General features: G+C 73.2%; 16 protein-coding genes and 1 riboswitch. Of the genes, 3 read left to right on the top strand and 13 right to left on the bottom strand.

The window, feature by feature from the left end; genetic code table 11:
- Positions 1–9: 9 nt before the first annotated feature.
- From cobJ to cobM, 3 genes are all read right to left on the bottom strand, one after another.
- Positions 10–1,716, bottom strand: a complete 1,707-nt coding sequence (gene cobJ / locus ACFYR3_RS00435; RefSeq protein WP_355843693.1) for a precorrin-3B C(17)-methyltransferase — start codon at positions 1,714–1,716, stop codon at positions 10–12.
- Positions 1,713–2,972: a precorrin-6y C5,15-methyltransferase (decarboxylating) subunit CbiE gene (gene cbiE, locus ACFYR3_RS00430; RefSeq protein ID WP_355843933.1), complete on the bottom strand. Its 1,260-nt coding sequence runs from the start codon at positions 2,970–2,972 to the stop codon at positions 1,713–1,715. The genes cobJ and cbiE overlap by 4 nt, the downstream gene beginning before the upstream one ends.
- Positions 2,973–3,049: 77 nt before the next feature.
- On the bottom strand, positions 3,050–3,886 hold the full coding sequence (cobM, locus tag ACFYR3_RS00425) for a precorrin-4 C(11)-methyltransferase (protein ID WP_355843696.1): 837 nt from the start codon (positions 3,884–3,886) through the stop codon (positions 3,050–3,052).
- Between the two features lie 109 nt (positions 3,887–3,995).
- On the opposite strand from cobM, the gene ACFYR3_RS00420 reads away from it, so the two are divergent.
- Entirely contained in the window at positions 3,996–4,724 is a 729-nt protein-coding gene (locus ACFYR3_RS00420; RefSeq protein ID WP_355843698.1) for a ZIP family metal transporter, read from the top strand.
- Positions 4,725–4,933: 209 nt separating this feature from the next.
- On the opposite strand, the gene cobI is transcribed toward ACFYR3_RS00420, so the two are convergent.
- The 10 genes from cobI to ACFYR3_RS00370 form a co-directional block, all read right to left on the bottom strand.
- Positions 4,934–5,683 (bottom strand): precorrin-2 C(20)-methyltransferase, encoded by a 750-nt coding sequence (cobI, locus tag ACFYR3_RS00415; RefSeq protein WP_356782533.1) that lies wholly within the window; start codon positions 5,681–5,683, stop codon positions 4,934–4,936.
- Entirely contained in the window at positions 5,680–7,188 is a 1,509-nt protein-coding gene (locus tag ACFYR3_RS00410) for a cobyrinate a,c-diamide synthase (RefSeq protein WP_355843703.1), read from the bottom strand. The genes cobI and ACFYR3_RS00410 overlap by 4 nt, the downstream gene beginning before the upstream one ends.
- Entirely contained in the window at positions 7,182–7,781 is a 600-nt protein-coding gene (cobO, locus tag ACFYR3_RS00405; protein ID WP_329298934.1) for a cob(I)yrinic acid a,c-diamide adenosyltransferase, read from the bottom strand. The genes ACFYR3_RS00410 and cobO overlap by 7 nt, the downstream gene beginning before the upstream one ends.
- On the bottom strand, positions 7,781–9,802 hold the full coding sequence (locus tag ACFYR3_RS00400) for a putative cobaltochelatase (protein WP_355843706.1): 2,022 nt from the start codon (positions 9,800–9,802) through the stop codon (positions 7,781–7,783). Before ACFYR3_RS00400 ends, cobO begins: the two co-directional genes overlap by 1 nt.
- A complete protein-coding gene (cobN, locus tag ACFYR3_RS00395) occupies positions 9,799–13,452 on the bottom strand; it encodes a cobaltochelatase subunit CobN (protein ID WP_389280813.1) in 3,654 nt (1,217 codons plus the stop codon). Before cobN ends, ACFYR3_RS00400 begins: the two co-directional genes overlap by 4 nt.
- Entirely contained in the window at positions 13,449–15,044 is a 1,596-nt protein-coding gene (locus ACFYR3_RS00390) for a cobyric acid synthase (RefSeq protein WP_355843712.1), read from the bottom strand. Before ACFYR3_RS00390 ends, cobN begins: the two co-directional genes overlap by 4 nt.
- Positions 15,041–16,000, bottom strand: coding sequence for a cobalamin biosynthesis protein (locus tag ACFYR3_RS00385; protein ID WP_355843715.1), 960 nt, complete (start codon positions 15,998–16,000; stop codon positions 15,041–15,043). The genes ACFYR3_RS00390 and ACFYR3_RS00385 overlap by 4 nt, the downstream gene beginning before the upstream one ends.
- Before the next feature lie 105 nt (positions 16,001–16,105).
- Positions 16,106–16,249, bottom strand: a riboswitch (cobalamin riboswitch).
- Positions 16,250–16,385: 136 nt separating this feature from the next.
- Positions 16,386–16,604 carry a hypothetical protein gene (locus tag ACFYR3_RS00380; RefSeq protein WP_328556277.1) on the bottom strand — a complete coding sequence of 73 codons (219 nt, stop codon included), beginning with the start codon at positions 16,602–16,604 and terminating at the stop codon, positions 16,386–16,388.
- 20 nt (positions 16,605–16,624) lie between these two features.
- Positions 16,625–17,866, bottom strand: coding sequence for an inorganic phosphate transporter (locus tag ACFYR3_RS00375; RefSeq protein WP_355843718.1), 1,242 nt, complete (start codon positions 17,864–17,866; stop codon positions 16,625–16,627).
- 177 nt (positions 17,867–18,043) lie between these two features.
- The gene (locus ACFYR3_RS00370; RefSeq protein ID WP_389280810.1) at positions 18,044–18,790 is read right to left on the bottom strand and encodes a lysozyme; all 747 of its coding nucleotides are present in this window, start codon (positions 18,788–18,790) and stop codon (positions 18,044–18,046) included.
- 196 nt (positions 18,791–18,986) lie between these two features.
- On the opposite strand from ACFYR3_RS00370, the gene ACFYR3_RS00365 reads away from it, so the two are divergent.
- Both ACFYR3_RS00365 and ACFYR3_RS00360 read left to right on the top strand, forming a co-directional pair.
- Positions 18,987–19,727 carry a class II aldolase/adducin family protein gene (locus ACFYR3_RS00365; RefSeq protein WP_389280808.1) on the top strand — a complete coding sequence of 247 codons (741 nt, stop codon included), beginning with the start codon at positions 18,987–18,989 and terminating at the stop codon, positions 19,725–19,727.
- 210 nt (positions 19,728–19,937) lie between these two features.
- The gene (locus ACFYR3_RS00360; RefSeq protein WP_355843727.1) at positions 19,938–21,065 is read left to right on the top strand and encodes an alpha/beta fold hydrolase; all 1,128 of its coding nucleotides are present in this window, start codon (positions 19,938–19,940) and stop codon (positions 21,063–21,065) included.
- Positions 21,066–21,568 lie beyond the last annotated feature (503 nt).

Here is a 21,568-nt window from a genome sequence, read left to right as displayed (position 1 = left end):
GAGGAGGGTTCAATTGGGTTCCTCCTGCCAGCGGTAGCCGCGCGGTGTCACCATGCGCCCGGCGATCTCACGGGTCGCCGTGTTGCCCACGGTCACCACCGTCATCATGTCGACGATCGCCGGATCCAGGGACCCCAGCGTCGTGACCCGGCTCGACTCGTCCGGGCGGGAGGCGTTGCGCACCACACCCACCGGCGTCGTCGGCTCCCGGTGCTCCGCGAGGATCGCGAGCGCCTTGGGAAGCTGCCAGTCGCGGCCCCGGCTGCGCGGGTTGTAGAAGGTCACGACGATGTCGGCCTCGGCCGCCGCGCGCACCCGGCGCTCGATGACCTCCCACGGCGTGTGCAGGTCGGACAGGCTGATCGACACATGGTCGTGGCCGAGCGGCGCGCCCAGGATCGCCGCGGCCGCGAGGGCCGCCGTCACCCCCGGCACCCCGACGACGTCGATGTCGTCGGACGCCTCGGCCAGCGCGGGCGACGCCATCGCGTACACGCCCGCGTCGCCGCTGCCGATCAGCGCGACGGCCTGCCCGCGGCGCGCTTCGGCGACCGCCGTGCGCGCCCGCTCCTCCTCGGCACCGAGCCCCGACTCCAGGATCAGCGTGCCGGGCCGCAGCAGGTCGCGGATCTGGTCGACGTACTGGTCGAGCCCGACGAGCACCGCGGCCCGCCGCAGCTCCGCCGTCGCGCGCGGGGTCAGCAGATCGCGGGCTCCGGGGCCGAGGCCCACGACCGCGAGCCGTCCGCGGGCCGGCCGGCGCACGATCGCGCAGGTCGCCATCGCGGGCTGCCCGTCCGCGCGTACCGACTTCCGCTTGGGGACGAGGAGTTCACCCCCGCCCACCAGCGCGGCGGCCTCCGCCACGGAGGGCGTTCCGACGGCGGCGAGCGGCGCGTCGGAGGGGTTCGGGACCGCCACCGCCGCCAGCTCCCCGGCGCTGTACGTGACGACCGGGACCCCGAGCCGCGCGGCGGCCCCGAGGATGCCGGGCTCCTCGGACTTGGCGTCCACGGTGGCGAGTTCGGCCACCGACCTGACGGAAAGACCGGCTTCCCGCAGGGCGTCCCCGACGAGGCCGAGGACTTCGTCCACGGGCGCGCCCCGGGAGGCGCCGACACCGACCACGAGGGACGGCGGCCGCAGGACGACCTCGCGCGCGGCGGGTTCCCGGTCGCGGTCGGAGACGCGAACGACGGCGGCCCCCTGCGCTGCCCGGCTCCCCACGTTCGGCGGCAGCGCGGGCAGCGGCCAGCTCAACTCCGTGTCCAGCAGCACCGGTTCGCCGTCCAGCATGGCCCGCGAGACCCCGGCGACATCCCCTTCCGCCGGGAAACCCAGGGTGTCGAGACCGGGCACCCCCACCGCGTCGGTCGCCGTCGTCACCACCGGCTCGGCACCGAGCAACTCACCTACCTCGCGGGCGAGTTCGTTCGCCCCGCCCGCGTGACCGCCGACCAGCGACACGGCGAACCGTCCCGCCTCGTCGACGCAGACCACTCCGGGGTCCGACCCCTTGGCGACGAGCAGCGGCGCGACGAGCCGTACGACCGCGCCCGTGGCGAGGAAGCACACCATCTGGTCGCACTCCGCGAAGGCCCGCCGCACGGCGTCCGCCACGGGCCCGTCGTACACCCGGGTACGCGTGGACCATGCCGCGGCGAGCCGGTCACGGGCCGCCGCGCCCGCCGCCGTGGCGGAAATCAGGCCGATCACTGGGGGACTCCTTCGGTACGGGCCGGAGGCCGGACGCCCCACAGCACAAAGACGGGATTGGTCGCCGCGAGCCGGGAGACGTCGCCCGGCAGCGGGGCGAGCCGCGAGGACTGCAACAGGACGCCGTCGCAGGTGAATCCGGCGGCGGTGAGCGCGTCCCGGGTGGTCGGCACCCGGTCGAGCGAGGCCATCGCGATCACGACGGCCCGCCGGGCCCGGCGCGCGCATTCCGTGACGATGGCGGGCAGTTCACGTCCGCCGCCACCGATGAACACCGCGTCCGGATCGTCCAGGCCGGACAGCACCGTGGGCGCGGCCCCGTGCACCACCCGCACGTCCACGCCGTGCGCGGCGGCGTTGGCACGGATGCGGTCGCAGCCGTCCCGGGTCTTCTCGACGGCGGTCACCGCGGCGCCGAACCGCGCGCACTCGACGGCGACGGAACCGGAGCCCGCGCCGACGTCCCAGACCAGCTCGCCCAGCCGCGGCCCGATCCGGGCCAGCGCCAGCGCCCGCACCTCGAACTTGCTGATCATCGAGTCGCGGTGGGCGAACTCGCCCTCGTCCAGGGCCCATCGGTCGGGCCCGGCAACCGGCCCGGCGACGGTCCGCACGGGAGCCAGGGTCCGCGACTCGTCCAGGCACAGTACGACGCTGACCGCCGTGCCCCAGTCACGGGCGGCGGCCTCGGCGGGCGTGACCCGCTCGACGCGCTCGCGCTCCGGGTCACCGAGGGCGCTCGCCACGACCAGGACGCGCTCCGCGCCGGGGTGAGCGAGGGCGGCGCCCAGCTCGGCGGGCCCGGACCCGGGACCGGTCAGCACGGCCACCTTGGGCTGCGACCGGCAGATCTGGACGGCCGTACGAAGATCACGCCCGTGCGCGCTGACCACCACCGCGTCGTCCCAGGGCAGTCCGAGCCGGGCGAACGCGGTCGACACGGACGAGACACCGGGGCGGACGTCCAGCCGCTCGGCCCCGAACCGCTCGGCCAGCGCCCGCACGATCCCGAAGAACCCGGGGTCGCCCGACGCGAGCACCACCACCGGGCCCCCGGGCGCCCCGTCGTCCGCGTACCGCTCGATGCGGTCCAGCGCCGGTGCCAGCGGCCCGAGCACCACCTGCTCCGCCCGCTCCGGCAGCCGGGCCGCCGTCAGATGCCTCCGGGCACCCACGACCAGCCCGGCCCCGGCGAGCACACCCCCCGCCTCCGGGGACAGCGGTGCCCCCGTGCCCGTACCGACGACACTGATCACCACGGAGCGGTCCGCCGGGAAGGCGGACCCTCCCTCCGCGCGGATCGACTCCCCCTCCGCACCGACGACGTCCACGTTCACGACGCGGGGCCCTGCGCACTGCCCCGGCGCGCGGCACGCAGCTCGGCGCGCGCCTCGGGGTCGGCCTTGCGGAAGCCGTGGAAGTGACCGGGGTGATAGAGGTGCGAGCGCGTGCCGCTCGCGTCGAGCGCCGGACCGACCAGGAACAGGGTGTGCTTCCAGAGCTTGTGCTCCTTGACGGTCTCCTCCAGCGTGCCGATCGTGCACTTCACGATCAACTCCTCCGGCCAGGTCGCCTGGTAGGCGACCACGACCGGCGTGGTCGTCGGGTAGCCGCCCTCCAGCAGCTCCCGCACCAGCTGGCCGCTGCGGGCCGCCGACAGGAACAGCGCCATCGTCGTGCCGTGCTTCGCGAACTCCCGTACCTCCTCCCCGGGAGGCATCGGCGTCTTGCCGCCGCCGAGCCGGGTGAGGATCACCGACTGCGCGACCTCGGGGATCGTCAGCTCGCGCTGCGCGATCGCGGCCACCGCGGAGAACGACGAGACACCCGGCACGATCTCCGTCTCGATGCCGAGCTCGGCGCACCGGTCGACCTGCTCCTGCGTACCGCCCCACAGGGCCGGGTCGCCGGAGTGGATCCGCGCCACCCGCAGACCCTGCGCGCGGGCCCGCTCGTACACGGCGACGACGTCCTCAAGTGACATCGTCGCGGAGTCGAGGATCTCCGCGCCCTCGCGTGCGTGGTCGAGGACCTCGGCCTGCACCAGGCTCGCCGCCCAGATCACGACGTCGGCGTCGGCGATGGCGCGCGCGGCGCGGAACGTCAGCAGGTCGGCGGCGCCGGGGCCGGCACCGACGAAGGTCACTTTGCCGGTGGGGGCATCGGCCATGGGAATCGGTCCTCTCCTACGAAAAATCAGGGGTGTTGCGAAGGCTTCAGTGCGTGCGGGGCCGTCGCCGGAGGTGCGCGAACGGGGGTTGATCGGATAGCAAGGGCCTATGGCGGTCCTCGTCGCGCTCGGCGCGTTCCTGATGACGCTGGCCGGCGGCTGGACGGCGCAGCGCGTGACCGACCGCCGCCATCTGGTCCTCGGCCTGGCCGGTGGCCTGATGCTCGGCGTGGTCGGCCTCGACCTGCTGCCGGAGGCGCTGGCCGCGGCGGGCACCGAGGTGTTCGGCGTACCGGCCGCGCTGCTCCTCTTCGTGGCCGGCTTTCTGCTGGCCCATCTGGTCGAACGCCTGCTCGCCCACCGCCAGGCCGCGCACGGTGGCGACGAGCACGACGGACGCGCGCCCGAGGTGGGCCTCACGGCGGCCGCCGCCATGGTCGGCCACAGCGCGATGGACGGCGTCGCGATCGGCGCCGCCTTCCAGGTCGGTGGCGGCATGGGGCTCGCGGTGTCCCTCGCGGTGATCGCCCACGACTTCGCGGACGGCTTCAACACGTACACGATCACGAGCCTGTACGGGAACGCCCGCCGCAAGGCCCTGCTCATGCTGTACGCCGACGCGGCGGCCCCCATGATCGGCGCCGCCTCCACCCTCTTCTTCACCATCCCCGAACGGCTGCTCGGCGGCTACCTCGGCCTCTTCGGCGGCGTACTCCTCTACCTCGCCGCCGCCGAGATCCTCCCGGAGGCACACCACGAGCACCCCGCCCGCTCGACCTTGCTGTGCACGGTCGCGGGCGTGGCCTTCATCTGGCTGGTGGTGGGCATCGCGTCCTGAGCCCGGACGGCCGGTCGCGGGCGCCGGGCGGGCTGACTCCGAGCGGCCTGCCATGGCCGCCAGGCGGGTTGAGCCCGAGCGGCCCGCCTCGGGCGCCGGGCATGCCTGGCGTGCCGGGCGGGCTGAGCCCGTACCGGCCGCCGTGCGTGCCACGCGCGCTGAATCCGGGCGGTCCGTCGCGCGGGGCGCATCCGCCGGGTGGGTGGGGGTCACAGCTTTCCGCCGCGTTTCCCGTCGCGGCGCGCGGGCGCGATGAGCGTCGAGAGGTAGGGGAGCGGCTCGCCGTCGAGCTCGCCCGCCGGCCGGATCGACTCGTCGTCGAGGCCGAGCGCGGACCCCCACACGGCGTCGTCGATGCGCCCGCTGTCCCGCAGCGCCTCGGCGACTTCCCGGGCCTGCCGCCCGAACTTGTACGCGACCACCGTGCCGGGCCCGTTCAGCGCGTCCTTGAGCACGGCGGCCCCGGCGGTCACGGGGACGAGCGTGAGCGGCTCGGTCCCCTCGGTGAGAACGGCCCCCGACCGCGCGGCGAGGTCCTGCATGGCGGTGATCCCGGGCACGGTCTCCACGACGGTGCCGGGAACCAGCTCCGCGATGGTGTGGGCGAGATACGTGAACGTCGAGTACACGTTGGGATCGCCGATGGTGGCGAAGGCGACCGTGCTGTGCCGGCCGAGAAGGCCCGCGACCCGCGCGCCGGCGGCATCCCACGCGGCCTCGCGCCGCTCCCGGTCGCTCCGCTCGTTGAGCGCGAACACGACCCGGACGACTTTCTCCTCGGGCACGTAGTGCAGGACGGTCGCCTCGGCCCGTCCCCGCTCGCCGCCGTCCTTCCCGTCCGGCGCGGCCATCACGGGGACGACGACGACCTCCGCGGCGCGCAGGGCGTTGACGCCCTTGACGGTCACCAGCTCCGGGTCGCCGGGGCCGACCCCGACTCCGATCAGCTTGCTGCTCATGACGTCAGGCACCTCTCGACGAACCGACGGGCCACACCGGGCTCGGACGCCCAGTGCGTGTGCAGATAACTCGCGTGCACACCGTGTTGCACGAAACCTTCGACGCGCCGCTCGGGGGCGCGCACCCCCCAGGCGGGGGCCGCTCCGGCGCCGGGCTCCACGACGGTCCGGTGGAACTCGTGCCCGCGCATCCGGGTACCGGCCGCGGCCAGCACGCTGTCGCTGACGGCCACCGCGTCCCGGTAGCCGAGGGTGAGCCGCTCGTCCATCCGGGCCACGGCGTCGATCACCCCGCACATGGGCCGCCCGTCGAGCTCCCGCGCCAGATACAGCAGTCCGGCACACTCGGCCGCGACCGGCGCCCCGCCGAACGCCAGCTCGGCGACCGCCTTGCGCAGCGGCTCGTTGGCGGACAGCTCGGGCGCGTACACCTCGGGGAACCCGCCGCCGATGACCAACCCGCCGGTCCCTTCGGGCAGTTGCTCGTCCCGGAGCGGATCGAAGGTGACGACCTCCGCTCCGGCGGCGGTGAGCAGTTCGGCGTGCTCGGCGTAGGAGAAGGTGAAGGCCGGCCCGCCCGCCACGGCAACTCGCTTCACCCCGGCCGGAGTTCGGTCCGCCGGCCCGTCATGCCCTCGATGACGGGCCGGGCCGGGCCCCGGGGAGGCCGCCGCGGCGGAGGGGGAGAGGGGCTGCACGGGAGAGGCAGGAGACGCCCCGGCCGCGACCGAGGAGGGAGCCGCGTCGGTTCCGCCCGTGGGACGCACCGCCTCGGCCGCGTCCCACGCCGCAGCCGGCACCGCTCCCGCACCACGCGCCAGCGCGAACAACGCGTCCAGATCGCACCCGGCGCGCACCTGCGCGGCCATCGCGGCGACCGCCTCGACCGCTTCGGAATGCCGCTCGGCGACCGGTACCAGCCCCAGATGGCGCGACGGCGTATCGACCTGCGGCGCCCGCCGCAGCACGCCCAGCACCGGTACCCCGGACGCGTCCAGCGCCTCTCGGAGCATGGCCTCGTGGCGCTCGGACCCCACCTTGTTGAGGATCACTCCCGCGACCCGCACCTCGGGGTCCCAGGAGGCGAACCCGTGCACCAGCGCGGCCACGGACCGCGACTGCGAGGACGCGTCGACGACCAGCACCACCGGCGCCCGCAGCAGCTTCGCCACCTGCGCCGTGGACGCGAGCTCCCCCTCGCCCGCGGCCCCGTCGTACAGCCCCATCACGCCCTCGACGACCGCGAGATCGCATCCGCGCGCCCCGTGCGCGAACAACGGCCCGATCAACTCGGCGCCGCACAGGTACGCGTCGAGATTCCGGCCCACGCGCCCGGTGGCGAGCGCGTGATACCCGGGGTCGATGTAGTCGGGCCCCACCTTGTGCGGGGACACGGCGAGCCCCCGCGAGGCGAAGGCCGCCATCAGCCCCGTGGCGACGGTGGTCTTGCCGCTGCCCGAGGTGGGCGCGGCGATGACCAGCCGGGGAACGGAGGACGTCACCACTCGATGCCCCTCTGCCCCTTCTGGCCGGCGTCCATCGGATGCTTGACCTTGGACATGTCGGTCACGAGATCGGCGAGGTCGACCAGCTTCTCAGGGGCGTTCCGCCCGGTGATCACGACGTGCTGGGTGCCCGGACGGTCCCGCAGCACCGCCACGACCTCGTCGGTGTCGATCCATCCCCAGTGCATCGGATACGCGAACTCGTCGAGCACATACAGCTTGTACGTCTCGGCGGCGAGGTCCCGCTTGACCTGCTCCCAGCCCTCGCGGGCCTTCTCCTCGTTGTCCATCTGCGCGTCGCGCTGGACCCAGGACCAACCCTCGCCCATCTTGTGCCAGTCGACGGACCCGCCCTCGCCGGAGGCGCCGAGAACGCGCAGCGCGTTCTCCTCGCCGACCTTCCACTTCGCCGACTTGACGAACTGGAACACCCCGATGGGCCACCCCTGGTTCCAGGCGCGCAGCGCGAGCCCGAAAGCGGCGGTGGACTTGCCCTTGCCGATCCCCGTGTGCACGACGACCAGCGGCCGATTACGACGCTGACGAGTCGTCAAACCGTCGTCCGGTACGACACTCGGCTGTCCTTGTGGCACTACGCGGCCCTCCTGGAAGTCCCCTGCACGTCCCGGACGAGCCCGGCGATCGAATCGGCCCGCAGCTCGTCCAGCGTCACCGGTGTGCCGCCCAGCTCTCCCGCGAGCCGGCCCGCGAGCCCGAGCCTTACCGGGCCCGTCTCGCAGTCGACGACCACCGAGGCGACCCCGTCCGCCGCGAACAGCCGCGCGGCGCGTCCTGCCGTCGCGACCGGCTCGGCCCCGCCCGTGGCCCGCCCGTCGGTCACGACGACGACCAGCGGCCGCCGGGCGGCGTCCCGCAGCCGCTCCACCCGCAGCACCTCGTGGGCCCGCAGCAGCCCGGCCGCGAGCGGCGTCCGCCCGCCGGTCGGCAGCGACTCCAGCCGGGCCGCCGCCGCGTCCACGGACGAGGTCGGCGGCAGTGCGACCTGCGCCTCCTTGCCACGGAAGGTCACCAGACCCACCTTGTCCCGCCGCTGGTACGCGTCGAGCAGCAGCGACAGCACGGCGCCCTTGACGGCGCCCATCCGCTGCCGCGCCGCCATCGACCCGGAGGCGTCCACGACGAAGAGCACGAGGTTGCCCTCCCGGCCCTCGCGCGTCGCCTGCCGCAGATCGTCCCGCCGTACGACGAGACCCCGGCCCGACCGTCCGCGCGCCAGCTGATGCGGGGCGGCGGCCTGCACGGTCGCCGCCAGGTGCAGCTTGGTGAGCGTCCCGTTCGGCCGCCGCGACCCGGTCGTGCGGCCGTGCTCGGTCCGCGCGCGCGAACGCCGCCCGGCCGCGCCCTCGCCCAGTCCGGGCACGCTCAGCACCTTCGTCCGAAAGGGCTCGGCGGCCCGTACGGGCGACTGCTCACCGCCCTGTCCGGCCGGCGCCTGCCCGTTCTCCGACGGCTCGCCCTGCGCGGGCACGTCACCGGCAGGGGAGCCGTCGTCCGGCCCGTCCTGCGGCGGCTGCCCGCCGCCTCCCGGCCCGTTCGGATCCGGGTCCGGGTCCGGTTCGTCGTCCTCCGAACCACCGTCCGAGCCCCCGAACTCCTCCAGCGTCTCGTCGAGCTTGTCCTCGTCGATCCCGGGCGCGTCGAACGGGTTGCGCCGCCGCCGGTGCGGCAGCGCGAGCAGCGCCGCCTGCCGTACGTCCTCGGCGAGGACCTCGGTGCGTCCCGCCCACGCGGCGAGCGCGGTCGCGGTCCGCGCCATCACGATGTCGGCGCGCATACCGTCCACCTCGAAGGCCGCGCAGGTCGCGGCGATCTGCCGCAGCGGCCCGTCAGCGAGCCGCACGGAGGGCAGCAGCGCGCGGGCCGCCACGATCCGGGCCCGCACGGCGGCCTCCTCGTCGGCCCAGCGCGCCGCGAAGCCGGCCGGATCGTCGTCGTGGGCGAGCCTGCGCCGCACGACCTCGACGCGCTGGTCTGGCTCCCGCGAGGCCGCTACCTCGACGGTCAGCCCGAACCGGTCGAGCAACTGCGGCCGCAGCTCACCCTCTTCGGGGTTCATCGTCCCGACGAGCAGGAACCGCGCCGCATGCCGTACGGAGACACCCTCGCGCTCGACGTACGAGGCGCCCATCGCGGCGGCGTCCAGCAGCAGGTCGACCAAGTGGTCGTGCAGCAGGTTCACTTCGTCGACGTAGAGGATCCCGCGGTGGGCGTCGGCCAGCAGACCCGGCTCGAACGCCTTCACGCCCTCCGCGAGCGCCCGCTCGATGTCGAGCGCGCCCACCAGCCGGTCCTCGGACGCCCCGACGGGCAACTCGACCATACGGGCGGGGCGTTGCGTGCCGGTCGCCGCCTCGTGCGGCCCGTCCGGGCACGCGGGGTCGGCGGCGGCCGGGTCGCACGAGAATCGGCACCCGGGAACGACGGCGACCTCCGGCAGCAGCGCCGAAAGGGCACGCACCGCGGTGCTCTTGGCGGTGCCCTTCTCGCCGCGCACGAGGACTCCGCCGACCGCCGGACTGACGGCGTTCAGCAACAGCGCGAGCCTCAGGTCGTCCTGGCCGACCACCGCCGTGAACGGGAACGGGGTACTCACTGGTCGTCGCCCTCCAAGTCGCCTTCGAGCTCCAGATAGGTGGCGCGGAGCCGCTCCAGCGTCTCCGCGTCGGGTTCAGCCCACAGCCCGCGGTCGGCGGCTTCGAGGAGCCGCTCGGTGATGCCCCGCAGCGCCCAGGGGTTGGACTTGCGCATGAACTCCTGGTTCTCCGGCGAGAACACGTACTCGGACGCCAACTTCTCGTACATCCAGTCGTCCACGACCCCGGCCGTGGCGTCGTAGCCGAAGAGGTAGTCGACGGTCGCCGCCATCTCGAAGGCGCCCTTGTAGCCGTGGCGGCGCATCGCGGCCATCCAGCGCGGGTTGACCACCCGGGCGCGGAACACGCGGTGCGTCTCCTCGCCCAGCGTGCGCGTCTTCACCTGGTCCGGTACGGCGGAGTCGCCCACGTACGCCTCGGGGCTGGCCCCCGTCAGATGCCGCACCATGGCGACCATGCCGCCGTGATACTGGAAGTAGTCGTCGGCGTCGACGAGGTCGTGCTCGCGGGTGTCGACGTTCTTCGCCGCGACCGCGATGCGCTTGAACGCGGTCTCCATGTCCCCGCGCGCAGCGCGCCCGTCGAGCCCGCGTCCGTAGGCGTAGCCGCCCCACACCGCGTACACCTCGGCGAGGTCGGCGTCCGAGCGCCAGTTGCGGGCGTCGATCAGCGGCAGCAGACCGGCACCGTACGCGCCCGGCTTGGAGCCGAAGATACGGGCGGTCGCGCGCCGCCGGTCGCCGTGCTCGGCCGTGTCCTCGTCGGCGTGCTTGCGCACGTAGTTCCGGTCGGCGGGCTCGGCCAGCTCCGCGACCGCGCGCACCGCGTCGTCGAGCAGACCCACGACGTGCGGGAACGCGTCCCGGAAGAAGCCCGAGATACGGACCGTGACGTCGATGCGCGGGCGGCCGAGCTCGGCGAGCGGGACGACCTCGAAGCCGGTCACGCGCCGCGACGCGTCGTCCCACACCGGGCGGCAGCCGAGCAGCGCGAGGATCTCCGCGATGTCGTCGCCCTGGGTGCGCATCGCGGACGTGCCCCAGACGGTCAGTCCGACGGACGTCGGGTAGGCGCCCGTGTCCTGCAGATACCGCTGGACGAGGGAGTCCGCGAGGGACTGGCCGACCTCCCAACTGAGCCTGGAAGGAATGGCCTTGGGGTCGACCGAGTAGAAGTTGCGGCCGGTCGGCAGGACGTTGACGAGCCCGCGCGTCGGTGAACCCGACGGACCGGCCGGCACGTAACCGCCGTTCAGCGCCTTGAGGATGTGCCCGATCTCGTCCGTCGTCCGGGCGAGCCGCGGCACGACCTCACGGCAGGCGAACCCCAGCACCGCGACGGCGTCGGGGAGTTCGACGCCGAGTACCTCGCGCACGAGCGCCGGGACGGCGGCCGGGTCCCAGCCGCGCTCCTCCAGGCCCAGCGCCGCCCGGCGGCACAACTGCTCCAGCAGGTCGATCGCGTCGGCGGCCGAACGGGCCGGGCCCTCGACCAGGTCCGTCAGCTCGACGGGCGCCTTCACCGGAGCGCCCGGCTCGGCGAGCAACTCCTTCTCCACCAGGCCGAAGTGCTCGGCGAGAGCGGCGCGCAGGCCGGGCAGCGCGTTCGCCGTGCCGCCCCACACCTGCGAGGCGCGCAGCACGGCGAGCACGAGGTTCACCCGCGGCTCGGCCTCCGGACCGCCGCCCAGGATGTGCAGTCCGTCGCGGATCTGCACGTCCTTGATCTCGCACAGATAGCCGTCGATGTGCATGACGAAGGAGTCGAAGTCGCCGTCGTCCGGCTGCTCGTCGACGTGCAGGTCGTGGTGGAGCTCGGCCGCCTTGACCAGCGTCCAGATCTGCGCGCGGACCGCCGGGGCCTTCGTCGGGTCCAGGTCGGAGACGAGCGCGTACTCGTCGAGGAGCTGCTCCAGCTTCGCGAGGTCCCCGTAGGTGTCCGCGCGCGCCATCGGCGGTACGAGGTGGTCGACGACGGTGGCGTGCCCGCGCCGCTTGGCCTGCGTGCCCTCACCGGGGTCGTTGACGATGAACGGGTAGACCAGGGGGAGTTCGCCGAGGACGGCGTCGGGCGCGCAGCCGCCGCTGAGCCCGAGTCCCTTGCCCGGCAGCCACTCCATCGTGCCGTGCTTGCCCATGTGCACGACGGCGTCGGCGCCGAAGCTGTTCTCCAGCCAGCGGTAGGCCGCCATGTAGTGGTGCGACGGCGGCATGTCCGGGTCGTGGTAGATGGCGATCGGGTTCTCGCCGAAGCCGCGCGGCGGCTGGATCATCACCACGACGTTCCCGAACTGCAGGCAGGCCAGCACGATGTCGTCGCCGTCGACGTAGAGCGAGCCCGGCGGCTCGCCCCAGGCCTCCAGCATGCCCTCGAGCAGCTTGGGGTCGAGCGTCTCGAACCAGGCCCGGTAGTCGGCGAGCGGCACGCGCGCCGGAGCGGCGGCGAGCTGCTCCTCCGTCAGCCACTCGACGTCGTGACCGCCGGCCGCGATGAGCCGGTGGATCAACTCGTCGCCGTTGTCGGGGTATTCGGTGAGGGCGTAGCCCGCGTCCCGGAGCGCGTCGAGGACCCGTACGGCGGAGGCGGGCGTGTCGAGGCCGACCGCGTTGCCGACCCGCGAGTGCTTGGTCGGGTAGGCGGTGAAGACGATCCCGAGCTTTTTCTCCGCGTTCGGCTTGTGCTTCAACAGGGCGTGCCGCAGGGCGATTCCGGCGACCCGCGCGGCCCGCTCGGGGTCGGCGACGTACACCGGGACGTCGTCCGGACCCTGTTCCTTGAAGGAGAACGGCACGGTGACGATCCGGCCGTCGAACTCCGGGATCGCGACCTGCATCGCCGCGTCCATGGGGGACAAGGCCGCGTCCGACGCCTCCCAGGCACTCTTCGACGAGGTCAGGCAGAGCCCCTGCAGCACCGGGATGTCGAGGTCGGCGAGGGCCCCGATGTCCCAGGCCTCCTCGTCGCCGCCCGCGGACGCCTCCGAGGCGTGGGTACCGCCCGCCGCGAGGACGGTGGCGACGAGCGTGTCGGCCCGGCCCAGGATCTCGTACAGGCCCGGGTCGGCACCGCGCAGCGAACCGCAGTACACGGCAAGGGCGTTGGCGCCGCGCGCCTCGATCGCGTCGCACAGCGTGTCCACGAACGCGGTGTTCCCGGACAGTTCGTGGGCCCGGTAGAACAGCACACCGACGGTCGGCCGGCCCTCGACGAAGGCGCGCTCGCCGTGGACGCCGAACTCCGCGCTCTTGTGCGGCTCCTCGAAGCCCTCACCCGTCAGCAGCACGGTGTCCGAGAGGAACCGGGCCAGCTCGGCCAGGTTGGCCGGGCCGCCCTCGACGAGATAGCGCAGCGCCTCCGCCACCACCCCCGCGGGCACCGACGACTCGGCCATCAGCTCGGCGTCCGGGACGGACTCGCCGCCGAGCAGCACGGTCGGGATACCGGACGCCTTCAGAAAGGCCAGCCCGTCCTCCCAGGCCCGCTTGCCACCCAGCAGCCGTACGACGGCCACGTCCGCGCCCTCGACGAGCGCGGGGAGTTCGCCCGCGACGTCCACCCGGGTCGGATTGCCGATCCGGTAGGCGGTTCCGCCGGCGCGGGCGGCCAGCAGATCCGTGTCGGCGGTCGACAACAACAACACTGTGCTCATTCGGGTGCTCCCGGTGGAATGAAGGGCAGTCCTTGCGGCGCGCCGGACTCGATGAGCCGCCACAGCGCGTCCGTGTCCGCGTGTTCCTCGATCAGGTCGCCGAGCCGGTCCAGCTGCTCCTCGCGCAGCGCCGCGAACGACGTGTCGCCCGCCGGTACGAAGCGGCGGCCCGCGGCGGCGGCCACCTCGCGCAGAAAGGCCCGCCGGAATCCGTCCGACTCAAGTGATCCGTGCCAGTGCGTGCCCCAGACGGAGCCGACCCGGCACCCGTCCAGGCTGTTTCCGTCGTCATCGCGCATGAACGCGTCGCCGCCGCTCACGTCGGCGACACCGTGGTGGATCTCGTACCCCTCGACCCGCTCGCCGAGGGCCTTGCCGACCGGCCGCGTCAGCGTCTTCTCGCGCGCGAACCGCACACGTACGGGCAGGAGTCCGAGCCCTTCGACCTGACCGGCGCGCGACTCGACCTCGTCCTCGATGTGCTGTCCGAGGATCTGGTAGCCGCCGCAGATGCCGAGCACGGGACGGCCCTCGGCGGCCCGGCGCGCGATCGCGTCCGCGAGGCCGCGCTCACGCAGCCATGCCAGTGCCTTCACCGTGCCCCGGGTTCCGGGCACGATGACGAGATCCGCGTCGGCCAGTTCCTCGGCCCGGTCCACGAACCGCACGACGACGCCCGGTTCGGCGGCCAGCGCGTCCACGTCGGTGAAGTTGGACATCAGCGGGATCGCGCACACGGCGACCCGCAATATGTCCTCGCCGACGGGGGAGGAGACGGCCGACTCGCGGACGGCCCCGCGCAGCGAGACCCGCAGTCCGTCCTCCTCGTCGATGCCCAGACCGTGCTGGAAGGGCAGGACGCCGTAGGTGCGCCGCCCGGTGAGGCCGTGCAGCATGTCGAGGCCGGGCTCCAGCAGGCTGACGTCTCCGCGGAACTTGTTGACGAGGAACCCGGCGACGAGCGCCTGGTCCTCGGCGGACAGCAGTGCGACCGTCCCGAAGAACGAGGCGAACACACCGCCCCGGTCGATGTCACCGACGACGAGCACGGGAAGTCCCGCGTTCCGCGCCACCCCCATGTTCACGATGTCGGTGCGCCGCAGATTGATCTCGGCCGGACTGCCGGCTCCCTCACAGATCACCGCGTCATACGTGCCCCGCAACTGGGCCAGACAGTCGAGGACGGTCCCGAGGAGTGCTTCCTGACGCCCTCCGCGCAGCCTTTCACCGGGGGACCCGGCACCCGACAGCGGCTCCGCCGAGGGCCCGGAGGTCCCGAAGAACCCGCGCGCGCTCATCTCGCCCACCGGCCTGCCCATCAGGACGACCTGACTGGTGCGGTCGCTGCCCGGCTTGAGCAGCACGGGATTCATCAGCGCGGTCGGCTCCACCCGGGCGGCCTGCGCCTGCATGGCCTGTGCCCGCCCGATCTCGGCGCCCTCGCGCGTCACGAACGAGTTGAGGGACATGTTCTGCGCCTTGAAGGGCGCGACCTTGACGCCCTGGCGCACCAGCCACCGGCAGATCCCGGCGGTCACGACGCTCTTGCCCGCGTCGGAGGTGGTCCCGGCGATCAGCAGCCCGCCGCTCATGCGGTGCGCCCCTTCCTGTTGAGCGGAACCGTGAGCAGAACCCGTCCGGCGGCGCTCACGCCGAGCGCGAGCCAGCCGACGCGCCGGGAGAGCCGTACGGCCCGCTCGATGTCGTGGGTGTGGACGGCGCGCCCCGCGTCATTGAGCACGGGCCGGTGCTCGATGCGTCCCCCGTACGACAGGGTGCCGCCGAGCCGTACGCCGAGCGCGCCCGCGAACGAGGCCTCCACGGGCCCGGCGTTGGGGCTCGGATGGTTGCGGGCGTCCGCGCGCCAGGCCCGCACGGCGCCCCGCGGGTCGGGCCCGGCCGCGGCCGCGAGGACGGCGGTCAGCCGGGCGCCCGGCCAGCCGGCGACGTCGTCGAGCCGGGCGGAGGCCCAGCCGTAGCGCCGGTACCGGGGGGACTTGTGCCCGACCATGGCGTCGAGCGTGTTCACGGCGCGGAAGGCGACGAGTCCGGGCACCCCGGCGACGGCGCCCCAGACCAGAGCGCCCACGACGGCGTCGGAGGTGTTCTCGGCGACGGACTCGACGACAGCCCGGGCGATCCCGTCGGCGTCGAGCGCCTGCGGATCGCGGCCGCACAGATGCGGCAGCCGCTCCCGGGCCGTGTCGATGTCACCGGCCGCGAGCGCGCCGGCGATCGCCCGCGCCTCACGGCCGAGGGAGGTGCCTCCGACGACGGCCCAGGTGGCGGCGGCGGTCAGCGCGACGGAAGCGGTACGGGAGGTGCGTACGGAACGGCTCGTGAGCGCGGCGAGTCCGGTGGCACCGCCCACGCAGACAGCCGTGTGCAGCGCGCCCCACCCGCGGTGGTCACGCCACAGTGTCCGCTCCACGGCCGCGGCGGCCCGCCCGAACGCGGCGACCGGATGCCCCCGGCGGGGATCGCCGAGCAGCAGGTCGCCGAGGAGGCCGGCGGCGGCGCCGTACGCGAAGACGCGATCGGCACGCACGGGGTCAGCCCGCGATGGGGTGGAGTGGAACCCTCGTACTCAGCGGAACGGGAAACGGGCAGCCGCGCATGGCGATATGTCCTCACTCAGGGTGTCCACGCCCTGGTTCGACGAGACCGGCGGTGAGAGTTCCTGGCTCCCGGGGAGTTTCTTCCCCGATGACAGTGGCGGGACCGCGCCGGATTCGCACCGGCTTCCTCTCATGCCGCCGTACTTGGCTCCGGCAGTCCACCACGGGGTGAGAACGGCCGTCAACTGGCTGTTGACCTGCGGAGGGACAGTGTGCGCAGGCCCACATACGCGTGGGGTGCGGGACGGTGATCCGTCCCGCACCCCACGCGCGGTACTGCTCGGCGCAACCCTGTTCCGGGCCGCTTGTGCCGGGTTACTTGGTGATGATCAGGGAGATGCCGTACGCCACCGCCGCGGCGCAGGCCGCGAAGCAGACGTAGGCGCCGGTGGCCGCCGCGACCGCGGAACCGCCCTGGGCCGACTCCTTCTTGGAGAGGCCGGCGACACCGAGGGTGAAGAGGGCGACGAGGGCCACGGTCACTCCGAGGCTGACCCCGAAGACGGAACCGAGGGCTGACCAGTCGATGTTCATGCTGTTTCTTCCTTCGGTTCTCAGGCCACGGGGGACGGCGCCGACGGGTTCGCCGTGGGCTCGGCGGGAGCCGGGATGGTGGCCGTGAGGTTCTCGGTCACGGTGCCGGCCGGGGGCGGGGTGACGGCGGCGATGGCCGTGGTCACCACACCGGCGGGCTCCTCGGAGCCGTTCACGTTGGTGTGGTCGATGACCTCGCGGCGCGAGCGGCGCCAGATCGCGAAGCTGGATCCGACCAGGAAGACGGCGACGAGGGCGGTGCCCCAGACACCGAAACCGGTCACCCACTCGGCGAGCGCGCCGACCAGGGCGGCGGCGGGCAGCGTGAGGACCCAGGCGACGACCATCCGCTTGGCGGTGGACCAGCGGACCACACCGCCCTTGCGGCCGAGGCCCGCGCCCATCACGGAGCCGGAGACCGAGTGCGTGGTGGAGAGCGAGAAGCCGATGTGCGAGGAGGCCAGGATGACCGTGGCCGCGCTGGTCTGGGCGGCGAAGCCCTGCTGCGGCTGGAGGTCGGTCAGGCCCTTGCCCATCGTGCGGATGATGCGCCAGCCGCCCAGGTAGGTGCCCAGCGCGATGGCGAGACCGGCGGAGAGGATGACCCAGACCGGCGGGTCGGAGTCGGGAGCGACGGCGCCACCGGCGACCAGGGCCAGGGTGATGATGCCCATCGTCTTCTGCGCGTCGTTGGTGCCGTGGGCAAGCGAGACCAGGCCCGCGGAGGCTATCTGGCCGGCGCGGTACCCCTTCTTGGTGGCCTTGGTGTCGGCGTCACCACTGAGCTTGTACGACAGTCGCGTCGCGAACATCGCGGCCAGGCCGGCGACGATCGGGGCAGCGACGGCGGGCAGAAGCACCTTGCCGACCAGGACGTCCCCGTGCACCGCGCCGGTACCGGCGGAGGCGATGGTCGCGCCGACCAGGCCGCCCATGAGGGCGTGCGAGGAGCTGGACGGAAGTCCGACGAGCCACGTCACCAGGTTCCAGAGGATCGCGCCGACGAGCGCGGCGAAGATCACCTCTGGCTTGATGCCGGATTCATCGACGAGGCCCTTGGAGATCGTGTTGGCGACCTCCACCGAGAGGAAGGCGCCGACAAGGTTGAGGGCGGCGGACATGGCCACCGCGACCTTGGGCTTGAGAGCGCCGGTCGAGATGGTGGTGGCCATCGCGTTGGCGGTGTCGTGGAAACCGTTCGTGAAATCGAACACGAGAGCGGTGACGATCACGATTCCGAGGAGGAGCGTGATGTGTTCCATTTACCCAGGCTTCTGTTGGACGTCAGTGGCAGGTGGACCGTAGGCAACCTGGATGAACGGAAGATGAACTGGGGCGGACGTCATGGTGTCTCAAATGGCGAATCACTCCTCCGCTTGTGTCGAGAGGTGATCGCCTGAGTTCGAACGGATGCGGAATATCGGGCTCCGATTGGGTGGCTACCCCAGGGCGAGCCGCTTGAGTCGAGTGGCGGATCCGTTGAAGAGATTCTGGTCACCCGGCAGGCTGCCGCTGTTGTCGTACTGCCAGAAGGTCCACGCGGACCACCCGGCGGGCAGTGCTCCGGTGTCCGACGAGCCGTAGCGGGCCAGCCACAGCGTGTGATCCGCGGCAAATGTCCGGCTGGAGCCGGTGCAGGTGTTCCACCAGTGCGTTGTGGTGTAGATCACAGGCCGACGCCCGGTCTCCCGGCGGATCTCGTCACTGAAGGCCTTGATCCAGTTCACCATTCCGACCCTGCTCAGGCCGTAGCACTTGCGCTTGCCGTACGGGTTGTACTCGATGTCCAGCGCGGGCGGCAGCGTCCAGCCGTCCGCGTGCCAGGCCCCGCCGTTGTGTACGAAGTACGCGGCCTGCGCGGCGCCGGAGGACTTGTCGGGCACTGCGAAGTGGTAGGCGCCGCGAAGGATGCCGGCGTCGCGCGCGCCGTCGTACTGCCGGGCGAAGTAGGGGTTGCGGTAGGTGGTGGACTCGGTCGCCTTCACATAGACGAACCGCGCGCCCTTCGCCTTCGCGCTCCGCCAGTCCACGTTCTTCTGGTGAGAGGAGACGTCGTGCCCCATGGTGTTGCCCGCGGCCTCGGCCGGGAGCGCGGTCAGGGTGGTGCCCCCCAAGGTGAGCGTCGCCGCGAGGGCGGTCGCGGCGACGCGGGCACGACGACGGAACGGTTGGTGATCACGGGCCACATTTCCCCCCGGAAATGGCGACGTGTGCGACAAATCCCCCAGAGGCTACGGGAAGATCCGGCGCCGCCCGTCGGCCCCCGGCCATTCGTCGGTGGGGGCGATATATGCCCATACGCGCCCTTACGGAGGCTCGGCTTCCGCTCTAAGCTGCGCCCGCCCGGGATGCGTCGGCCGCCGCGCCTGGCAGGATCGCGTCATGACGGAGCGGCACCGGGACTCACGGGACGGGCGGGAGGATCCACGGATGGCGGACGAGCGCGACGAGCGGGACGAGTCGGCCGCGCGGGACGCGCGGGACGCCCTTCGACAGGCCTGGGACGAACTCGTCGCGACGGCCCGCCGGACGGTCACCGACGGGCTGGTCGTCGGTACGTCGGGCAACGTCTCCGTCCGCGTCGGCGACACCGTCCTGGTCACGCCCACGGGCGTGCCCTACGACCGGCTGACGCACGACGACATCGTCGGCGTCGGCCTCGACGGTCGGCAGGTGATCGGTTCGCTGCGGCCGACCAGCGAACTGCCGATGCACCTCGCGGTGTACCGCGTGACCGAGGCGCGGGCCGTCGTCCACACCCATGCCGCGCACGCGACGGCCGTCTCGGTCCTCGTCCCCGAGCTCCCGCTGATCCACTACATGGCCGCAGACCTCGGCGGCCCGGTCCGCGTCGCTCCCTATGCGACGTACGGCACGCCGGAGTTGGCCGAGAACATGCTCCGGGCCCTGGCCGACCGCGCGGCCTGCCTCCTCCAGAACCACGGCACCATGGCCTACGGAGCATCGCTGGACCAGGCGTACGACCGCACGGCCCAGCTGGAATGGATGTGCCGCGTCTGGCTCCTGTCCTCCTCGGTCCCGGGCCTCGCGCCCGCCCTGCTCTCACGGGACCAGCTCGACGAAGCGGGGGAGCGGCTGCGGGGGTACGGCCAGAAGCGGTAAGGCCGCAAAGCGGTAGAGGCAGAGGCGGGAGAGGTAAAGGCGCAAGAGGCAAGGCGGACGGCCCGCCCGCCGCCCGCTGCCCTTCGTGCCCCGGCCGCCCGTGCCCCGGTCGCCGGATCGGCCCCGTGGGCGGGGTTCGGCGAGCGTCGGCCGTCACTCTTGGAGACCCTCCCGCTGGCCGATGGCGGAGTCCCCCGGGAAACTGGTCGAGTGCGCACCCTAAGAGCCACGGCAGCGGCCGTCACCGTAGCCATAGTCGCGGGCGCGGCCTCCGTGGCGGCAGGCCGGTTCGCCAGCGACGCCGCGCTGAAGACCAGGCCAGGCAAGCCCCTGCCCACCGAGCCCCGGCTCACCGTGCACGCCACGACGGCGGGCGGAATCACCCTCACCCGGGCCCTCGCCTCCCGTCGCCCGGGAACCTACGGCCTCGCGGGCGACGGCTCCCACGCGGTCGTCGGCCCCCTGCAGAACTCCGTACCCCACACCGCCGACACCGTCGTACGCCGACTGGAACGCGTCACGCACGGCTCCCTGGAACCCGGCGACAAGGTGTGGCTCACCCCGAACCTGTACGTCGGTGACCCCGGGTCCGCCCTCGGACTCGATCACGCCGACGTCGACGTGCCGGGCGAACTCGGCGCCCTGCCCGCCTGGTTCGTGCCCGCCGTCCGCGACACCTGGGTCATCACCGTGCACGGCCTGGGCGCCACCCGGGAACACCCCATGAACGTGATGGAGTTCCTGAACGGCCGGCACTTCCCCGTGCTCGACCTCGCCTACCGGGGCGACCTCGGGGCACCCCGCCCCCCGGACGGCCTGAACCACCTCGGTGAGACCGAGTGGCGCGACCTCGACGCGGCGATCCGGTACGCCGTGCGGTACGGCGCCGAGCGGGTCGTCCTGTACGGCTGGTCCACCGGCGCCACCATGGCGCTGCGCGCCGCCGCCCACTCCGCGCTGCGCGAGCGGATCTCGGGGCTCGTCCTGGACTCGCCGGTCCTCGACTGGGAGACCACGCTGCGTGCCCTGGCCGGCGCCCGCCACACCCCGAGCTTCCTGCTGCCGCTCGCCGTGCGTGCCGCCCAGGGCCGCACCGGCGTACGCGGAGACCGCATCGCGCACGCCGCGCATCCCGGCCAGCTCAAGGTGCCGACCCTGCTGGTGCACGGCCCGGACGACACCATCGCGCCCTGGGGGCCCTCCCGCCGCCTCGCCGCGAGCCGCCCCGACCTGGTCACCCTGCACACCGTCCCGAACGCCCCGCACGGCGCCATGTGGAACGCCGACCCGGCGAGCTATGAAGAAGCCCTGCGCCGCTTCCTCACCCCCCTGATGTAATCCGCCCCCGATCCGAGCCGCCCCCGATCCGCGCCACGGCATGCGGCAGAGACGGCCACGGCACGGCGCCGAGACGGCCACGGCATGCGGCAGAGACGGCACCCGCACGGCGCCGAGAGCGGCACGCGCACGGCGCCGAGAGCGGCACCCACACGGCGCCGAGACGGCCACGGCATTCGTTGCGGCGGGTCGGCACGCCCCCGCCGCAACGGCGCCCCTCCCTGGCGCCCTCCGCGGCGCCCGCCTGCAGCCAGCCGTCGCGCACGCCCGGAGCGAAGCCCGCGCACGCCCCGGGAGCGAAACCGGCACGCGCCCCCGGAGTGAAGACCCCTGTGCGCGCCCGGAGCGAAGCCGACGCGCGCCCCCGTCGTGGGCGAGCCCGACGGCTGTGCGGAGGCTCCGTGCGAGGCGGCCCGACGCGTCCCCGGGCGACGCGAAGGCGTCCTTCCGGTTCGGTCCCGAACAACTCCGCACGGCTCTCTTTCCCGCGTGTCGGGCACCCC

It is taken from the genome of Streptomyces sp. NPDC005784 (assembly GCF_042871525.1).
In the GTDB taxonomy this organism is placed as follows: domain Bacteria; phylum Actinomycetota; class Actinomycetes; order Streptomycetales; family Streptomycetaceae; genus Streptomyces.
The sequence above is the reverse complement of the archived record's forward strand: the minus strand, read 5'-3'. Positions and strand labels throughout refer to the sequence as shown.